Annotated in this window: 17 protein-coding genes; 10 read left to right on the forward strand and 7 right to left on the reverse strand. The window is 66.3% G+C overall.

Translation table 11 applies throughout. From position 1 onward, the window contains the following. Positions 1-4,100: DUF4082 domain-containing protein (locus AB0M95_RS25855; protein ID WP_363769474.1), on the forward strand; the 4,100-nt coding region annotated here is incomplete at its 5' end. 66 nt (positions 4,101-4,166) lie between these two features. Then, a complete protein-coding gene (locus AB0M95_RS25860; RefSeq protein ID WP_363769477.1) occupies positions 4,167-4,793 on the forward strand; it encodes a hypothetical protein in 627 nt (208 codons plus the stop codon). Between the two features lie 596 nt (positions 4,794-5,389). Here the strand turns inward: AB0M95_RS25860 and AB0M95_RS25865 are convergent. Both AB0M95_RS25865 and AB0M95_RS25870 read right to left on the reverse strand, forming a co-directional pair. Next, positions 5,390-5,890 carry a hypothetical protein gene (locus tag AB0M95_RS25865; RefSeq protein WP_363769480.1) on the reverse strand — a complete coding sequence of 167 codons (501 nt, stop codon included), beginning with the start codon at positions 5,888-5,890 and terminating at the stop codon, positions 5,390-5,392. Between the two features lie 3 nt (positions 5,891-5,893). After that, positions 5,894-7,672: a hypothetical protein gene (locus tag AB0M95_RS25870; RefSeq protein WP_363769483.1), complete on the reverse strand. Its 1,779-nt coding sequence runs from the start codon at positions 7,670-7,672 to the stop codon at positions 5,894-5,896. 633 nt (positions 7,673-8,305) lie between these two features. Between AB0M95_RS25870 and AB0M95_RS25875 the strand changes: the two genes are divergently transcribed. The 7 genes from AB0M95_RS25875 (at position 8,306) to AB0M95_RS25905 (ending at position 13,190) form a co-directional block, all read left to right on the forward strand. Beyond that, entirely contained in the window at positions 8,306-9,130 is an 825-nt protein-coding gene (locus AB0M95_RS25875; protein WP_363769486.1) for a DUF6461 domain-containing protein, read from the forward strand. Positions 9,131-9,346: 216 nt separating this feature from the next. Then, the gene (locus tag AB0M95_RS25880; RefSeq protein WP_363769489.1) at positions 9,347-10,579 is read left to right on the forward strand and encodes a helix-turn-helix transcriptional regulator; all 1,233 of its coding nucleotides are present in this window, start codon (positions 9,347-9,349) and stop codon (positions 10,577-10,579) included. Positions 10,580-10,938: 359 nt separating this feature from the next. Then, positions 10,939-11,247 (forward strand): hypothetical protein, encoded by a 309-nt coding sequence (locus tag AB0M95_RS25885; RefSeq protein ID WP_363769492.1) that lies wholly within the window; start codon positions 10,939-10,941, stop codon positions 11,245-11,247. Positions 11,248-11,383: 136 nt separating this feature from the next. Next, positions 11,384-11,539 (forward strand): hypothetical protein, encoded by a 156-nt coding sequence (locus tag AB0M95_RS25890; RefSeq protein WP_363769495.1) that lies wholly within the window; start codon positions 11,384-11,386, stop codon positions 11,537-11,539. Positions 11,540-11,756: 217 nt separating this feature from the next. Beyond that, positions 11,757-12,203 (forward strand): ATP-binding protein, encoded by a 447-nt coding sequence (locus AB0M95_RS25895; RefSeq protein ID WP_363769498.1) that lies wholly within the window; start codon positions 11,757-11,759, stop codon positions 12,201-12,203. A 316-nt stretch (positions 12,204-12,519) separates the two neighbouring features. After that, positions 12,520-12,759, forward strand: coding sequence for a CopG family transcriptional regulator (locus tag AB0M95_RS25900; RefSeq protein WP_363769501.1), 240 nt, complete (start codon positions 12,520-12,522; stop codon positions 12,757-12,759). Beyond that, positions 12,756-13,190, forward strand: coding sequence for a PIN domain-containing protein (locus AB0M95_RS25905; RefSeq protein WP_363769504.1), 435 nt, complete (start codon positions 12,756-12,758; stop codon positions 13,188-13,190). The genes AB0M95_RS25900 and AB0M95_RS25905 overlap by 4 nt, the downstream gene beginning before the upstream one ends. A 66-nt stretch (positions 13,191-13,256) precedes the next feature. On the opposite strand, the gene AB0M95_RS25910 is transcribed toward AB0M95_RS25905, so the two are convergent. From AB0M95_RS25910 to AB0M95_RS25920, 3 genes are all read right to left on the reverse strand, one after another. Continuing rightward, on the reverse strand, positions 13,257-13,679 hold the full coding sequence (locus tag AB0M95_RS25910) for a PH domain-containing protein (RefSeq protein WP_363769507.1): 423 nt from the start codon (positions 13,677-13,679) through the stop codon (positions 13,257-13,259). Between the two features lie 184 nt (positions 13,680-13,863). Continuing rightward, entirely contained in the window at positions 13,864-14,685 is an 822-nt protein-coding gene (locus AB0M95_RS25915) for a cytochrome c oxidase assembly protein (protein ID WP_363769510.1), read from the reverse strand. Beyond that, positions 14,637-15,200 carry a DUF2243 domain-containing protein gene (locus AB0M95_RS25920; RefSeq protein ID WP_363769513.1) on the reverse strand — a complete coding sequence of 188 codons (564 nt, stop codon included), beginning with the start codon at positions 15,198-15,200 and terminating at the stop codon, positions 14,637-14,639. The genes AB0M95_RS25915 and AB0M95_RS25920 overlap by 49 nt, the downstream gene beginning before the upstream one ends. A gap of 298 nt (positions 15,201-15,498) precedes the next feature. Here AB0M95_RS25920 and AB0M95_RS25925 point away from each other — a divergent pair, with 298 nt between their 5' ends. Beyond that, positions 15,499-16,509 carry a LacI family DNA-binding transcriptional regulator gene (locus tag AB0M95_RS25925; protein WP_363769516.1) on the forward strand — a complete coding sequence of 337 codons (1,011 nt, stop codon included), beginning with the start codon at positions 15,499-15,501 and terminating at the stop codon, positions 16,507-16,509. Between the two features lie 36 nt (positions 16,510-16,545). Here AB0M95_RS25925 and AB0M95_RS25930 read toward each other — a convergent pair whose 3' ends face one another. Together AB0M95_RS25930 and AB0M95_RS25935 are read right to left on the reverse strand one after the other, a co-directional pair. After that, positions 16,546-17,919, reverse strand: a complete 1,374-nt coding sequence (locus AB0M95_RS25930; protein WP_363769519.1) for an NADP-dependent succinic semialdehyde dehydrogenase — start codon at positions 17,917-17,919, stop codon at positions 16,546-16,548. Positions 17,920-18,028: 109 nt separating this feature from the next. After that, complete coding sequence (locus AB0M95_RS25935) at positions 18,029-18,448, reverse strand: hypothetical protein (protein WP_363769522.1); 420 nt, start codon at positions 18,446-18,448, stop codon at positions 18,029-18,031. Between the last annotated feature and the right edge of the window lie 36 nt (positions 18,449-18,484).

The raw sequence follows: 18,484 nt of genomic DNA on the forward strand, positions 1-18,484 counted from the left end.
CCAGCTGGGCCAAGAAAGAGTGGGATCTCGTCCACTCGGTCAACGGCATCGTTCAAGCCTGGGCAGACGGCCAGCCGAACTACGGCTTCCAGCTCGCCGCGGGCAACGAATCCGACATCACCAACTGGCGCCGCTACCGTACCACCGAATACACCATCTGCAACAACGGCACAGCCTGCGAAACACACCCGCACCAGCCCCTGCTCTTCGTCGACTATGAACCTCTCATACTCGACAAGGTTACCTATATTCAGTCCGAGAAGCCTTCGGATACTCTTTCCGTCGCCGAGATGGAAGAAATGAGGACCAGGGAGAGCGATGTCGTTCCCACATTCCCGTACGTAAGCGATCAAGAATCGATACAGAGCGGCCGTGTATCCGATGCAAGGTTCACAGTGGATGCTGGTTCACTTGAACCGCCTCCGGATCTCACACCCGAGCAGCTCGAATGGCTCAAAGACCCAAACGAGGGGCCAGGATATTACGAAGCGAGCGACGATTCTGACCCACCCCCCGGACCGGACACCACCGCTCCGTCCGTATACACCACCAACCCTATGGTTGATGCCGTCGACGTTCCCGTCGATACCGACGTGAGGGTGATGTTCACCGAGGCCGTCAAAGATGCGAGCATAACTCTCAAAAACGCTGATGGAAAAGCCATCCCCGGGCACGCAACCGCTAGCGAGGACGGAAAGGGAATAACGTTTGCCCCACAGCAAGCTCTGACCTTCTCGACGAAGTACTCAGTTCAGGTATCCGACGCGCGAGATTCGGCTGGTCATGTGATGACAGCCTTCTCTTGGTCCTTCACCACTCGCGCTGGATATGCGCCAGACGGTGAACGCGCCCGTTGGAAGTTCGACGAAGGGACCGGGAAAAGCGCGGCAGACTCGACAGGCCACGGGTACGATGCCACTCTGAGTGATTCAGCATCGTGGGTAACCGGTAAGAGCGGAAACGCCGTTTCGAACACCGGCACCACAGGTGGGCATGAGGGCAGCTCGCCGGTGTCGGGTATGACGTTCGAGGATCATTCCGAAAGCGGGTACGTGGTGTTCACCGCCGCGGACGGCTCTCAGCTCACTTACAAGCACCAGGCGGACGGCGTTTACCGCCACGACTCCGATCCCGCTGACGCCAGTAAAGTAGTCAAGGATTCTGCCACCCAGTTCACCCACGTCGCAGCGGACGGCGTCAAAACCGTGCTGAAGGCGGTAAGCGTCCCTGCGAGCACCCCAGCACGCCTTTTCACTGATACGGCTGCCCCGGCGGTCGCAGCGGTCGATGAATCCGCCCCGGTGGAGTTGGGGGTGAAGTTCACCACCGACAAGCCTGGCCTCATCACGGGCGTGAGGTTCTACAAGGGGCCGGGAAACACCGGAACGCACATCGGAAACCTGTGGACCACCTCAGGGCAGAACCTGGCGACCGGGACCTTCACTGAGGAGACCGAGTCAGGGTGGCAGAGGCTTACCTTCACCGCCCCTGTTCAGGTGGTCCCCGGTGCGACATACGTAGCCTCGTACTTCGCCCCCGAGGGCCACTACTCATTCAGCGATAACTTCTTCAGCTCCGCCACTGACAGCCCTCCGCTGCATGCTCCAGCCACCGCCGACGCGTACGGCGGCAATGGCGTCTACACCTACAACCCCTCCTCTGCGATGCCGTCCGGCAGCTTCCATGGAGGAAACTACTGGGTAGATGTCGAGTTCGTTCCAAACGAGAGCCAACCCGATCCTGCTCTGTCGACGGTGAACACCACACACTTGTTCGACTCGGCTACCCCTGGGACCGCTGCCTCTACAGACTCCGACTCACTAGAGCTGGGGGTGAAGTTCACTGCGGATAGGCCCGGCTTTATCACAGGCGTTCGGTTCTATAAGGGGCCAGGGAACACCGGAACACACATTGGTACCCTGTGGACTGCAGGTGGGCAGAAACTGGCGACCGGGACATTCACAGAAGAGACCGAATCAGGCTGGCAGAAGCTTATTTTTGCTGCACCGGTCCAGGTGACATCAGGAACGACCTATGTTGCGTCGTACTTCGCTCCCGGCGGCCACTACGCGTTCGACGGCAACTACTTCGCAAAGGCGACGGACAATCCGCCGCTGCACGCCCCGGCTACCACAGAGATATACGGCGGCAATGGCGTGTACAGCTACGGCGCGGCTTCTCAGTTTCCCACTAATACCTACGGGGCCGGCAACTACTGGGTGGATGTAAGCTTCACCTCAGACTTGACGCGGTGGGTCATCAGTAGCGTCCAGCCGAAAAAACAACCCGTCGCCCAAACTGGTAACCCGGTGATTCGTAGTGATGAAAGTTTCACCGTGGCTGCATGGCTGCGCTGGGCCGACGAGAACGGCGACTATGCGGTCATCGAGCAGCGGGGAAGTCATGGGACTCCTTTCCGCCTGGGCAATGACCCTGCTCATGGATTGGTATTCACCTTCAGCAAGTCCGACACCGATGGTGCGGCGGTTGAGGGAGTGCTTTCGGATGTCGAAGCACCGGTGGGCGAGTGGTTCCACCTCGCGGGCGTCTACAGTGCTCCCGCTCAGACGGCATCCATGTATCTGAACGGCAAGTTGATCAAAACCGAATCCGTCAGCTTCCCTACCTGGACAGCAGAGGCACCCCTGGCGCTTGGCGCAAGCATGCAGGGTGACCTTGACGAAGTACGACTGTTCAACAAGCGGCTCACGAACGAAGAAATTGTCGCCCTTCGCGACGGTGTTGAGACCACAGCCACGACACCAAGCGTGACCCGCGGTGCGCCAAAATCTATAGACTCGCCCCATACGTCGCAGAAGGCGCGCGGCCTGGCCAGCGCTCCCCCCTCTGACGATCCATTGTATAACGCATGCTGGCGCAACGAAGCGCAAGCCCGCACCCCTTCTCGGCCCATCGGTCCCGGTCTCTTCACTCCAGGCGGGTACCACCTCAGCCGGCAAAACTGGTGCGGTATCCAGCATCTAGGGGCGGCCGAATACCAGCGGCAACCGCGACTACGAATAAAGGGGTTCGACTCCGCCCTGACCCTTATCGGATACACTTCGAATAGCAAAGCGTCCGATCCGCACGGCACCAGGGCTCGAATCTACGCCTTCGATGCCTATCTCGATCATTTCGAGTTCGTCGATTCTGGCTACAGAAGATGGGCTGAGATCGAAATCGGCATGAAAGATAGCCAGCCCGGCGATGGCTGTAACCTCATATCAAATGACGAGTCGTTTAAGGCGAAATGGTCTGAGTGGGATGCGGGAAAGCACGTAAGATGGACGTTTGCATCTCTTGAAGAGAACGGCAAGGGAGACGACAAGGTCCAGTACTGCCACCCCCGCTTCTATTCGAAGATCACGACTCTGGCGACGCAACCGAAGTTCACAGAGTCCTCAGACGCCTACCCGGATGTGAGATGTGACTCTGCATCGTACATAGTCAGCACCGTTGGCAGTGGCTGCGTTTTTCATATGGCGCAAGCGATCTACCAGACCCGTGAAGTACTTCCTGGCGACCCGACGAAGTCTTCAGAAAAGCCGGACCTCAAGGACGAAGTGCGGACCGCATATCGGAACGTTCCTTCACATATCTGGACTGCTCTAAACCTGCCGAAGCTGACGCAACCTCGTGACCCTGACAAGTCCATCCCGGGGAAGGCAGGGATGGGACTCGTCCGCTCCGTCGACAAGAAATGGAATGAGAAAAACAACGATAAGGTGAGAGACATATGCCGCAAAAACTTCAAGGAGTACGATGACACTGTCGATCCCGTTCTCGGCAAGCCTGGCACAAGAGGCAATCCCCCCATACCGGTTCCACCCAATCAGCGAAAAGTGTACGAGTGTGACGAATTCCCGTTCGAGTCCACTATGCAGGGAGCGTGGACGTCGGCCGAGCGCATCAACCAACCGGACGCCCGCAATTTCTCGGTTCGCCCGGTCTGGTGGAGCAACAACGGCAACGACGGTCAACAGCTTAGACTCTTCTATGAATACAATCGTATTCTCGGCGTCGACCGAGATAACCGCAAAACCGAATACGATTTCTTCCTCGTAGACCCTAAGGTGCCTCAGGCGCCTCCCGTTCCGTAGAATGAAGGCCAGAGCGCTCTAGGGAATGCTAGAGCGCTCTGGTCGGACCTGCATCAGGAGATAGCGATGTTAAGCGAGCTGATCGACCTTTATCTGGGTATCGCCGCAAACGATCTACCGGATGGCATCTGCTGGATAGTGGTTCAGCCCCTGTCCGGCGCGCTATCGGTGAACGAAGCCGTGACACGGATCGGAGGTCGGCCTGAAAACCTTCGCAACATGACTACATTGGACGCATACTCGATGTCTCCCGGCAACACGCTTTCCTTCGAAGAAACCGAGACGGCGGTATCCATATTGCAGATCGGCGGGTTCGCCGGCATGTTCCCGGAGATGATCGAGCCGCTCAGCCGCGGCGCCCGCGCCTGGGTTGCATACTGGGATGTCAACGCTAGCTTCAGCATGCTGCACTGGGTTGACGGTTCCTGTGTTGGCGGTTGGGATCCTTATGAGCCACGTGAAGGCTGGGCAACTGGGTTGGGGCCGATGGCTCAGTACGCCGACTTCTTCCTTCGGTACGATATTGACGACGATGATCAGGATCCAAACTACCGCGAAGCTGTAACGCTTGCAGTGATAGAAGCCGAGGGCGGCATACGTCTGGATCGGCCGTGGATCGATCGGGAGCATCCTACAATGATCGTTACTCAGGGTCTTAGCGTTGGTCTGGAATTTTCGCGATTGGATGACTGAGCGCTGGCCGGTTGCCGTAGACCGCTGAGCGGTGACCCAGCCAGGGCCCCGGCGTATCGAGGATCTGAATTGATCTGTGGGGATTTGTTCATAGCGAGAACAGTGCCAGCATTCGGTGTGGGACGTAGGCGTGGCGGCGTCGGGCGTGGGGTTAATGATACTTTTCTGCCGGAACGCCCCGATGACGAGGTTTCGTATCGCGGCTATCACATGCGGGAGCTGGCCGGTTCTGGCCTGATTGGCGTCCTCCCGGAAGGCGACATCCCGGACCCGGTGCCCGCGGTTTTCCACGCCCCAATGCAGCCGCACGTACCGGTTGAGGTGAGCGGGTCCGGCCAGGCCCTCCGGCGCCGGGTGGCCCGGAGGAGTCTCACCTCCGGGCTCCCACAGAACGGAGCGTGACAGTCTCTCGTCACTCCACTCGTCTCATCCAATCCGTTAGAACTCGGTCATCCAGGCCCAGTGTGCGAACAGGGCCGACTGCCGATTCAGCACCCCAGTCCACGACCGTTTGGCCTTTTTGAACGACCGCAGCCGTTTGAACTTCCGCCGCGCCCAGCGCACCAGGTAGGTGTTGATGCGCTTGAGGAAGGCATTCAGCGCGGTCCGGTAGAACTTGCCGGTTGAGTCGGGTCGGGGCGCGGTGCAGGCCTCACGGCCGACCCGTTTCCCCGACCCGCTCGCCGCACCCGGCGCAGCCGGAACCAGCAGCGCGCTCTCTGGATCTCGATATAGGCATGCGTGCAGAAGGAGCCGTGCCCGCTTCGCGCATCGCCGTCATCGCTGACCGAAGCCGCCCAAGTCTGCGCCTCATCCAGCAAGGTCTGGCATCGCACTTCCTCCGCGTCCAACGCATATCCCTGTGCCTGTTGCTGGACGATGGCCGCGCGCATCGGCGCGGGAAGCTCCATGCTCAGCCGCCCGGCGGCACCCGCGAGCCCAATGGCGTTCCCGGCGTGGCCCTCGGCCACGGCGAGCTGGCTACGGCGGAACATCGTCCGAGCCAGCATCAAATGATCGTCGATCTCGCTCGCCCACACCGCGGCTCGGTCGGTCCACCGCTGTGCCTGATCGATATCAAGTGTGAGCCCCGCCACCGCTCACGGCTTCAGCGTAAGCCTCTTCCTCGACGCACCCGGGAACACGACGACCAGGTGCTGCTCCTCTCCTGCATCGTCGACCCGCACATAGACACGGAGCCGGTAGCGGCCCTTCCCCGCGATCGCCAGGTTCGGCATCGGGGCACCCGCGCCCACGTCTCCGCCCTCGCCCATCTCCGGCACGGTGAGCCGGCCGCTGCGGCTGACGATCGGCACCTCGTTGACCTGATACCACCCGGCCGTCCGCTGTGGCGGCGGGGTGCGGAAGGCCTTCACTGTAAGGCACAGATCAACGACGTCTTCGACGTGCCCGATGAGCACCACGCTGCCGGCCACCCCGATGAGGGCGGTGTCGTCGTAGACCTTGTCCATCGCCAGCTCCGCCGCCTCGTCGGCCGCTTCGTCTTCGGGGTCGTGGACCAGATAGCCGGGGTCGCCGTCGACGAACAGGAAGTATTTGGCCGTGGCCTGGACGACACCCTTCGTCCGGGGCCACGGGTCGCGGCACTTCGCGTTCTCCTCGGCGATGTAGGCGGTGTTCGCCGCCTCCGTCTCCGTGGTCGACCGCAGCAGCTCGGGATGGGTCGCACCGACGATCTCCGGGCAGACGTAGACGAGGTCCCACGGGTCCGCGCCCCAGGCGGGCCGCGCGCTCCCGGCCCGCGTCAGAATCGCCTTCTGCTCGTCGCGGTCCTGTGTACGGCACAGCGCCCGCCCATACGCGAGGATCTCCTGATCCGACAGGCTGTCCGGGAACATGGGCGGGACTCCACCCTCTGTGCTCCGCCCCCGGCACAGGAACGCGGCGTCGCGTTCCACAGGTTTCAGGTCGCCGAAACTGGGCCGGTCATAGCAGTCCATCGACCAGCCGGTGTAGGTGAGGCGTGGGGTCTGCTCCGGGTGGATCAGTGCGATGATCGGCAGTACGGCCACGGCCGCCACCGCGACGCGGATCACGCGCCGCCGCGCGGGCGGAAGGTCCGCCGGGCGGCCCTCAGCGGGCAGTTCACGGGCGGTCGCCGCGATCCACACGGTGCTGACGAGCCCCACCGCGTCCATCATGACCAGCATCGCCAGATTGCCGCTGGAGATCCTTCCGAAGAGAACGTTGAGCGGGATCACCAGCGCGCAGACGCCCACCGACAACCACCCGGCGGCCTGCGTGCCGCGGCTCCACCGGCCGTCGCGCCGCTGCCCGACGACCGTGATGATGGTCGCCACCACTCCGCCCAGTATCAACGCCAGTTCGACGATGCCGCCCGATCCAAGCTCTGGGAGGTCGAGTTCGTCGAGCAGTTCGTTGGCCATCCCGACCATCTCGACCGCGAACATCGCTCCGGCCGCCGCGCGCAGCATGCCGGACCGCCAGCGGATAACGAGCAGGTAGAGGACGTCGATCGCGGTCCACAGCGCGAGCCGGAATGCCGCAACGACCGCGTCGGGAAGCAGCGCGATCGGGTACCACAGCACGAGGGTGTACGCCACCGTCAGATACAGCAGTCGGCGCAGCGCCTTCGCCCGGCGGTCCAGCGGTCCCGGCGCGGGGGCACGCAGGATCAGCCACAGGAGCGCGGCCTTCACCAGGGCGGCCACGAGCAGCGCCACAGCCGTCGGGGTGCCAAACCCGCCGGGCGCGTAGAACTGCGCATAGGTCGGCGGCGACCATTCGACGGCCACCCAGAGCCAGGCGTCGCCGAGCACCAGGCCCGCTACCGCCGCCGCAAGAACCAGACCTACTAATCCAATCCTGATAATCCGCCAGAAGCCATCCGAAAGCATGGGACGCGATCTTAGTGCGGCACCGCCGTACAGGCGGACACAGCGGAACGAGCGGTCCCGTCCCGCCGATCAGACTCCATGATCTTCGACTCGATACGGTTTCGATGATGGTGAGGCGCTGGGTGCCCAGGATGTCGCAGGCGACGTAGTCGGGGAAGGAGTGGTCCCAGGAGGGATAGACGCTGGGGATTCCATACCTTCGAGTGCCTGTCCGACGGTTCGACCCACACCCGAGGCGGAAGCCTCCAGCCTCCAAGCATCCTGCGGTGGCATGAGGCCCGCGTCTACACGCTCATCGGATGGAGATGACCAGGCCAGTACGGCGATAGAGCGGGGTCTTGGCCTCTACCCTCGGATACGCCGGGACCGGTTGTGCTGCTGCGTCTCGTTCAATCCGCAGACCTCATCCGGCAACGCGAAGTCAATGCTGGTCTCGAACAGGCCGTCACGTTGCTCCAGAAGGGTCCGGCGAGCGCCGCTCAACGCCACATGGCCGGTCAGATCCTTTCCGCCTTCCCCGCCAAAGCTCACAAGCTCGGAACTGCGAGGGAACTCCACGACCTATTGACCGTGCGGTCACCAGCCTCCCCATGAACGCCACACGCCCTGCTACCGGCCGATAGGTTCTCTTCCATGCCGGATCATGACGTCTCCCCGCTGCGCGTGTCGCACATCCTCTTGACCTGGGAGCTGAGCACTCGCATCCGTGAATGGGGGCGGGCCCAGGGACTGGGCATCAGCATGCGGGGCCGCATCGCCTCCCATGTCGTTGATGCCTTCTTTGCGGCCAATCCCGACGCCCTCGCGGCCGCGGATCGGATTGAGCTGGTCCGCGCCACCGTCCGGGAACCGGGTGACGGGCGCGCGACCCCCGACGACTACGCCTGGCAGGACGACCTCCAGGCGCTGGGCGTCATCTACACGCTCACCTTCGTCGAGCATCCGGACGAGCGTGAGGTCCTGCGCCGGTTCGGCGTCGCGCCCAAGGACATCGGCCCGCTCACCGACGAGGACGTGGACGAGCGTCTCCAGGCCAATGACGGCCAGTGTGACCTCGTCATGGCGCTCGGGCTCGGAGGTTGGACCTTCGCGGTGGAGAAGTACGGCTGGCAGGGGGCGCGCCCCGAGGTGCTCCGAGAGCTGTCGCGGGACGGCGCGCAGGCCGTCGCGGTCAGCCGCCACGACTATGCTCACAACCGCCTCGTCTACGCCGCCGATGGACAGGTTCTCACCTGCTTCGACCCGGCCTTCCCCAGCCGACGCGAGGGTGCCGCTCCCGGCCATCTCGACGGGCACCTGCGTGAGCTCGGCATCGACCCGACAGCCGGCGACCAGATCGACAACTACATGCCCGCCGCCCTGGCTCTGGCATCGAGGATCAGCGGGGTCACGCTCACTCTCGCCCACCTCCAAAAACCGCTCCTCGGCGGGCGCATCACCACCCCGCCCCCGGGCTGACCGTTTCCGAACGCGAAGACTTCAGGCGCCTGATCGTGCTAAGCCGGGTAAGCGAACGAATCGAATGTGACGTACGCCGTTCGCCACAGTGAGGCGATGACAGAGAACCTGATCACTGCTGGTCCTCACTGCCCGCTGGTGTGCGCGATGTTTGTGGCACGGGAAATCCCTGCGCCGTAGCCTGGAGCGAGGGTGACGTCGTCAAAGGGAGAAGCCGTGAACGACGGTGGCACGATGGACCTACGCCCCGAGATGTCCATTGGGGAGCGGCTCGCGGTCGCGCGGCGCTACCGGGGCCTGAACCAAGAGGTCCTCGCCGAGAGAGCCGGAGTGCACGTCGATACGATCCGGAAGCTGGAACAGGGCCAGCGCCACTCGGCTCGGTTCTCGACCATAAGCGCGCTGGCGAACGCGCTCGGCCTGGAAACGCCGGCACTGCTCTTGGGTGTGGTCCACCAGGAAGAACGAGAGGATCCCCATCTGCTCTCACTGCGTCGCGCGCTGCTGCCGGTAGGCGACTTCCTGCCCTCGGCCGACGACGACGCGGAGGACACCGCTCCCGGCATCACCGCCGTACGCCGTTCGGTCGAAGACGCGTGGGGAAGCTACCACCGTGGAGAGTTCGCCGAGCTCTGCGAGATGGTCCCGCGACTGCTGACCGAAGCCCGCATCACGGTGCGCGAGCACACCAATGGCACAGCCGCCCAGGCCAACGGCGTCCTCGCCAAGACCTACCAACTGGGTGCGCACCTCCTGGCACGCATGCAGATGGAGGACCTGGCCCTGCTAAGCCTGGACCGGGCTCGTGCCGCCGCCGAAGCGTCCGGCGACCCTCTTCTACCAGCTGTGATCACGAACAGCGTGGCATGGATCTTCATGCGTACCGGCAGGCTCGGTGATTCCGCGCACGTGGCCATAGCGATGGCCGACTCCATCGAGCCCACGTTCCGAAGCTCCGCCGACAGCCACGTCGCCGTTTACGGCGGGCTACTGTTGTCCGCGGCCGTCGCCGATGCCCGTCATCGCCGCTACGACACCGCCAGAGACCTGCTGAACGTCGCTCAAGCGGCTGCGCAACGTATCGGCGATGACTCAACCGATCGATGGGTCAGTGTGTTCGGGCCTACCTCCGTCGCCATGCAAGCGGTATCGGTGGAAACCGCCGCAGGGGAATGGGGCGCTGCCCTTGAGGCCGCCAGGCGGGTTCCCATGACCGGCAAGACGCCGAGCAGTTGGAATGCGACGTTCCTGCTGGACGTGGCGCAAGCTCAGATGGAGACCTACCGCGACATCGACGCCACCGAGACGCTCCGCGCGGTCCGGCGCTCGGCTCCGGAGTGGCTACGCCGCGCCGGGCTGGCCAAGGTCGTGGTTCGTGAGTTGCTGGGCCGGCCGAGCCCTCCTCGCGGTATCTACGCGCTCGCAGACTTCGTGGGGGTAGCGCACTAACGCCGGAGTATCAGCACTGCTGCGAGTGGTGGGTTTCGTCCCTGGGCGTGAGATCACGACGGCTTTAACGTCGAGGTCGTAACTCAACGTGTTCGCATCATCACGCCTATGTGCTGATGTAGCGCTAAAGACGGAAACCCGCCGAGCGCCGATAACGCTCGACGGGCTCCTTGATCAGGAAGTGAGTCCTGACCCGTGAGCAACCTTAGAGCTATCCAGATCGGGCGGCCTCCCAGCCATGCCTCCAAGTCGGCCGACCAGCGTCGACCCGTCCCCGCCACCTCGCCATACGACCGGGGTGGTTCCTTCGACCGACCCCCGGCGGGTCGGCGCAGGACGTATCGGCACGAGGTCACAGCGTGAGCCGGGTGGCGGGGCGACACGTGCTGGGCGGGCCGGTCTATGAGGTGCGCCCCGGGCGGTGGGACGAGGGCAAGAGGGCGGCGGCTGCTCAGCTCGATCAGTTGGAACCGGGGTGGCATGTGATGTATGGGGTGTGGAGCCGCCGGTTCTACGCCATCGCCGCGTGGTGCTCCGAGCCGCTGATCGTCGATGCGCGCGACGCCGTCGATTTGCGTGCGCAGATGCGTGAGGCCGAGTTGGGTGCGATGCCGTCGCAGCCTGGAGCGGGACCATCGACGGGCTCACGGCAGCCCTGGGCGGCATGAGCCACGGCTGGGCCCGTTAGACGCGCGGTGGGTCTGAGCCACCAAGACCAGGCCCACCGCGTTACCGATACCAGCCGACGCCATGTGTCGCTCATTCGCGTGGTCGGCACAGAGAACTTAGAAGGAAGACACACCCATGCCCTCAGCTCAGGGGCTCACCAGCGGTGATGTCACGGCGCTGGTGGTCGCCGGCTTGTTCACCGTCGTGTGTCTGGTGCTGGCCTGGCTGGAATACCGGGACGGGCCGGACGACCCTCAAGGCGACCGCCCTCATGACGACCAAAGGGTCTGACGAGGCCATTTTGGCCTTATGAACAGCGAAACACGACTTCACCGTGGGCCCTAAAAGAGTGCCGAAGCAGCGGCAGCCCTCGAAAACACAGCCCGAGCGGAGCGAGGCCCGTTTCCACGAGGTGAGCGGGCCCCTTTCCGCAGGCGGAGCGAGGACCTCTCGCGGGCAGCGAGCGATCAACGGAAGGCCCCTGAACCCCCGTCTTGGAGTAGAGCAGATGATCACGATTCCTGGCAGGCTGCGCTCGGCCGCCTGGGACATTCCCTACGACCTGGCGGCGGTGTGCGGCGTCCGGCATCGGGTCCAGGAGGCCCTCACCTCCTGGGGTCTCGCAGAACTGGCCGATGACGTCGTGCTGGTGGCCGGGGAGCTTCTCGGCAATGCCGTCTCGCACGGCGGGCCACCGATCCGGCTTTCCCTATGGCGGACACGGGGTGCGCTGTGCGTACGCGTCACCGATCACGGCACGGGACGTCCTCGGCAACTCGATGTGGGGCTGGATGCCGTCCGTGGGCGCGGACTCGCGATCGTGGAGGCCCTGGCCGGCGAGTTCGGCATCATCTCCCGGGACGGACGGCCCGGCACGGTCGTGTGGGCCAAATGGGCGGTGAAGCATGACCTCGCCTTCGACCGCGCGTCGGTTCCAGAGCAACGGCAGCCCTAAACACAGTCCGAGCGGAGCGACCGCCCGTTTTCCCGAGCGGAGCGAGGACATCGCCAGGAGCGCGGGTCGTTTCCAGGGCTGGGCGGGGTGACAGAGTGCGGCAGCGGCCCGCGCACACCGTGATCCGGTCGGCGCGGGCCATGGCCCGGACCACCTACCCGCAAGCGCTCGCCGCCGTCGCACACCAACTCGAAACCGGCAGGGGTGTCGGCGCGGCGCGGTGTAGAAGACGCGCTGGATTTACCGGCCGAACTTCAGACGCAGGACACTAGACACCCTCCTGATAGAAGTACGGTACATGTGTTAGCGTTGGTACATGTCGATGAAGAGAACGAACGTCTACGCCGATCCGGAGGACTTGGCGCTGATCAAGGAAGCGGCCAAGCAGCGCGGGGTGTCGGAGGCTGAGATCATCCGTGAGGGTATCCACCTCGCCGCCATGGCCAACCGTGTCTGGGACGAGCCTTTCGACTGGCCGACCTTCGACGGGGGCGGGGCACCTGCTACCAAGGACGAGGTCACGGCCACGGTCGCTCGTAGCGTAGTCGAGCGATGATCGTCGTTGCGGACACATCCGGCATCATCGCGGCGTCCGACCGAGGTGCCGTAGAAGCACCTGTGTGCCGTGACGTGCTGCGAAACGCCGGGACGGTGATCGTTTCCCCGCTTGTCCTGGCGGAGGTCGACCACATGGCCAAAGTACGGTTCGGGGTCGCCGCCAGAACGGCGATCATCGTGTTCATCCTCGAGCAGGTCCGCCGGATGCGGTTCCTGGTCCCACAGGCGACGTCGGAAGTTCTCGATACGGCGCAGGAGGTTCAGCGGCGTTACGCCGCACTTGACCTGGACCTCGCGGACGCGGTGAACATCGCGCTCGCGGCCGACTATCGCACCGACACTGTCTTGACGCTGGACCGGCGCGATTTTCGCGCTGTGCGTCCACTCACCCCGCACAAGGCCTTCCGGCTACTGCCGGATGACCTTTGACGCGCTCCCCGGGCTTGAGGGCCCGGGGATGCTGCGTGGGCGGCGGGCGGGTGGCTGAGGGGCTGGTCAGGCGGGGCGGAGGCGGTATAGCTCGTCGGCTGTTTCCATGCAGGACATACCCAGTTCGAACGAACTGAACAGGTGCAGGCTTTCGGGCGTCTCGATTTCCAGCAGGCTCCATCGCATGCCGTACCGCGTGTTCTCGGCGACCCGGATGTTGGTGATCTCGGGCCACAGGATGCGCCGGCGCCGGGCGAGGCCGGTCACCACCGTGAGCCCCTGGTCGTCGGCCGCGAGCCGCACCGGGGCCACCACGTCGTACAGGGCGAACCCGCCGAGCAGCAGGGCCCCGCCCACGCAGAGGATCATCCCGCGGATGTCGCCGGAGACGAACCCGAGCACGCAGAACGCGGCGGCGGCGGTCCACTTCAGTGCGGTGAAATCACGCCGGACCCGCCACTGCCGGGCCTGCCGGGATATGCCGGTCATAACCCGTACGTTACCGTCCGCCCTGCTCGCTCGCGTGTGGTGTGTCCAGACCGGACAACGCACTTCCTCGGCGATCTCGCGTATGTCGCGCGGCTCCACGTACGGCACCTCGCCCGGCAGGACGGCGTAGCAGGTCGGCGCGGCGCCTCCCATGCCCTCCGCGCCCGGCGGACGCGGCCGGGGTTCAGGATGCCTGGAGGGCCGGGGCGCGGCGGCGGGCCGGGCGCCAGGTGGTGACCATGGCCAGGGCGAGGAGCACTTCGGCGGCGTCCCCGCCGTAGTACATGAGCTCCGCCGCGCCGCGCAGTTCGCGCCCGGGGGCGGTGAGGCCGGTGAGCAGCCCGGCGTACATGAGCTGCGCCACCGTCGCGTGCGCGGCCACGGCCACGCCGAGGACGACCAGGCGGTGCGGCACCGAGGGACGGCGCGGCGCGGGGTCGGGGCCGGCCATGGCCCAGGCGAACAGGCACCCGGCGAGCAGGAAGTGGGCGTGCAGCAGGTGGCAGAGGGCCGGGTCCCCGGTCACCAGGCCGTACAGCGGCGTGCAGTACAGGGCGGCCATGCCGCCGACGCTGAGGACGAGCGCCACCCAGGGTCCGGTGAGGACGTGCGCGGCCCGGCTCGCGAGCGCCCGGCCCAGGGCCCGCCTGCCCGGGGGCGGGAGCGTCCGCAGGAGCAGCGTCACCGGCGCCCCGAGCACCAGTCCGACGGGGGCCAGCATGCCGATCAGCAGGTGCTGGAGCATGTGCCCGCGCAGGTCGTGCCCGAGTGCGGCCACCGGGGGCGACAGCCCCGCCGCGAGCAGCGCCGCGCCGGTCGCGAAGGCCGCCGTGCGCCACCCGCTCCAGCCGCGCGCCTCGCGCCGCCGAGCCGAGGCCGCCAGGAGGTAGACGGCGAGCAGTGCCGCCACCGAGCACGCGGACGCCCACGTCCCGCCGTCGTGCGTCCCGTGCACGGTCAGGCCCCGAACGCGGTGGACGAGGCCGACACGCGCGCGTTGTCGCACAGGCCGACCGGCGGGGCGCCGCGCTGGAGCAGCCACCCTCCCGCCACCAGCAGGGCACCGAAGATCAGGAACCCGGCGTCCCACCAGCCCTGGTACGGCCCCGTGCGCACGTGGTGGATGCCCAGGATCTGATGGTCGATGATGCCTTCGACCAGGTTGAACAGCCCCCAGCCGACCAGCCCCCACCCCCACAGGGCCCTCGACCGCCAAACCCGGCCGCGCGAGTGGGTGACGCGCGAGTACAGCAGGCCGAGGCCGGCCAGCACGGCGAGCCAGGTGACGACGTGGAACAGCCCGTCCCACAGGGTGTTCATCCGCAGGCCGGGGAGGGTGTCGGGCGAGTAGTACCGCACCCCGATGTTGTCGGTGTCCGTGCTGCTCAGCATGTGGTGCCACTGGAGCACCTGGTGCAGCAGGATGCCGTCGACGAAGCCGCCGAGCCCCACGCCGAGGACGATCCCGGGAAGGGCGACCCCCTTCCGTGCGGCGCCGTTCGCGGACGGCCTGTGCGCCATCGTGACCCCCTGTCCCGAGGCGGGGGCGACCGGAGCCGTCCGTCCCCCCGCAGGTGATCTCTGCCCTGATCTGACGACGCGCATGCGGACCGTGATCATCTGCGCATCGGTCACGTAAACCACAGATCACCCAAAGGCGTCATAGGTCATGCGGCTGACCTGTTCACACGGGGACGGGCCTGCGGGCCCGGCCGGGGCCGATTAGGCACGCCGGAAAACAGATGATTCGGCGCGGTACGATCACCGTGGTGGCTTCGCCGAGCGCGGCGGCCGGTGAAGCCGGTGAAGGAGGTCACCCGTGCCTTCCCGCGGCCGTCGGCCCAGCATCGGAAGGGTCGCCGAGCTGGCCGGGGTCAGCGCGTCGACCGTCTCCCACACGCTCAACGGGCACCGGCCGGTGTCGGCCGCGACCCGCAAACGCGTCCTCGACGCCATCGAGCAGCTCGGGTACCGCCCGAACGTCCTGGCCCGGGGCCTGCGCACGGCCAGGAGCCAGACCATCGGCCTGATCATCCCGGACATCACCGACCCGTTCTATCCGATGCTCGCGCGCGGCGTGCAGGACGTCCTCGGCCCTGCCGGGTACCACGAGATCATCACCAACACCGACGGCGAGCGCGAGCTGGAGCGTTTCGCGCTGGAGCAGATGATCGCCCGGCAGGTCGACGGCATCGCCTTCGCCGTCTTCCACACCCACGCCGGCGACCTGCGGCCCGCCATCGACATGGGCATCCCGGTGGTGCGTCTCGGCGGCAGGCTCGTCCAGCCGGGGGTGGATCTTGTGCACAGCGACGACGAGGGCGGCGCGGCCGAGGCGACCGGATACCTGCTCGACCAGGGCTACGACCGCATCGGTTTCGTCTGCGGCCCCCAGGCCGACGGCCCGGCGGCCGAACGGGTCACCGGCCACCTCGCGACGCTGGCCCGCCGCGGGTTCAGGCCCGAGCCGGGTCTCATCGTGCACACGCACTTCAGCCGCGCGGGCGGCACGGCGGGCACGCTGCGCCTGCTCGACCTGCCGCGGCCGCCGCGCGCGGTGCTGTGCGCGAACGACATCATGGCGATCGGCGCGCTGGACGCGGCCCGGCGGCGCGGGCTCGACGTGCCCGGCGACCTCGCCGTCATGGGGTTCGACGACATCGAGGCGGCGACGCTCGTCTCGCCTCAGCTCACGACGATGGCCAACCCGGCGAGGCTGATCGGCCAGGCCTGCGGGCGCATCCTGCTCGACCGGCTGTCGGGCGCGATCACGGGCCCGTCGTCGGAGACGATCGTCCCCGCGCGCCTGGTACGCCGCCAGTCCGCCTGACCGGCCCCGAACGGAGAGATCGCCACAAGCGCCCGCCTACCCGATCCAGACGCTCTTCACGTCGCAGAACTCCCGGATTCCCTGGACGGACAGTTCGCGGCCGTAGCCGGAGCGCTTCACGCCGCCGAAGGGCAGCTCGGGGTACGACCTGACCATGCCGTTGACGAAGACCAGGCCGGCGTCCAGCTCGCCGGCGAAGTACTCCTGCTCGGCCGGGTCGGTGGTCCAGACGCCGGCGCCGAGGCCGAACCGCGTCGCGTTGGCCAGGGCGATCGCCTCGGCGGCGTCGTTCACGCGGTAGAGCTGGGCGACCGGCCCGAACACCTCCTCCTCGAACATGCGCATGCCGGGACGGATGCCGGTGAGGACGGTGGGCTCGAAGTACCAGCCGGTCCGGGACGGCGTCACGCCCCCGCACAGGACGTGGGCGCCCCGCCCGGCGGCGTCGGCGACCAGGCGCTCGACGTCGTCGCGGCCCCGCTGGGTGGCGAGCGGCCCGACGTCGGTGGCCTCGTCCATCGGGTCGCCGAGGCGCAGCGCCCGCATGCCCTCCACGAACCGCTCGGTGAACTCGTCGTACACCTGGTCGTGGACGATGAACCGCTTCGCGGCGATGCAGGACTGGCCGTTGTTCTGGACGCGCGCGGTCACCCCGGTCCCGGCCGCCGCGGCGACGTCGGCGGACGGCATCACGACATAGGGGTCGGATCCGCCCAGTTCAAGCACGGTCTTCTTGACCTCGCCGCCCGCGACGGACGCCACCGACGCGCCCGCGGCCTCCGAGCCGGTCAGCGTGGCCGCGACCACCCGCGCGTCCCGGAGCACGTCCTCGACGCGGCCGGACTCGATCAGCAGGGTCTGGAAGCAACCGGCGGGGAAGCCCGCGCGGGCGAACAACTCGCCCAGGTACAGCGCGGTCTGCGGCACGTTGGAGGCGTGCTTCAGCAGCCCCACGTTGCCCGCCATCAGGGCGGGCGCGGCGAATCGGATCACCTGCCAGCACGGGAAGTTCCACGGCATGACCGCCAGCACCGGCCCGAGCGGCCGGTACCGGACCTCGGCGCGCCGGGCGTTCACGGCGGCCGCGTCGGCGGGCTCCGGCGCCAGGAACTCCTCGGCGTGCTCGGCGTAGAACCGCATGCCCTGGACGCATTTGGCCGCCTCCGCCCGTGCCTGGGCCAGCGGTTTGCCCATCTCGGTGGTCATGAGCCGCGCGAGTTGCTCGGTCTCCTCGTCCATCAGGCGGGCGGCGCTCAGCATCCATTCCGCGCGCCGCGCGAAGCCGGTCGAGCGGTACCGCTCGAACTCGGCCGCAGCGAGCGCGAGCCGCCGGTCCAGCTCGCGGTCGTCCATCGGCTCGAAGGTCTTCAGCGTCTCCCCCGTCGCGGGGTTGATCGTCGCGATCGCCATCGGTGCCCCCCGGAACCCGGCGAAGTGGTCCTGGTTCCAGTATCCGCCCCCTGACCTGCGCGGATGCAGGGCAGGGGGCGCAGCGGCCGGTCGGCGTCCCGGGCCGGGGCTAGAGGCGGATCTCGTACTCCGGCGAGCGGCGGCGCCCCGGCTGGCCGGACTCGGCGTTGGGGCCGACCTTGCGGATATAGCCGGCCGACTCCAGCAGGTCCAGCGCGGGGACCATCGCGGCGACGGTCTTGAAGCGCCGCGCGAGGCGGCGGAACACGTCCCGCCTGCGGAAACGCTCGGCCCCCATCCGGCGCACGCATTCCAGGACGGCGCGGGCGTCCTCGGGCAGGGCCTCGTCCGAGGGCGGCTGGGGGGCCGCCGCGCTGATCGTGCTGATCTGCATGCGGGAGGCGCTCTCGTTCCTGACGCGGGAGATCTCCAGGATGAGATCGTCCAGGTCCACGAGCATGCGCGTGGCGGCGCGGAAGCGCTCGAAGTCATCCTGGATCAGCAGCAGTCGCTGTGCTTCCTCTCGCATGGCTGAATAATGTCATTTTTGGCATTTGTGTCAACA

This window comes from Sphaerisporangium sp. NPDC051017 (genome assembly GCF_040683095.1).
Lineage (GTDB): Bacteria > Actinomycetota > Actinomycetes > Streptosporangiales > Streptosporangiaceae > Sphaerisporangium.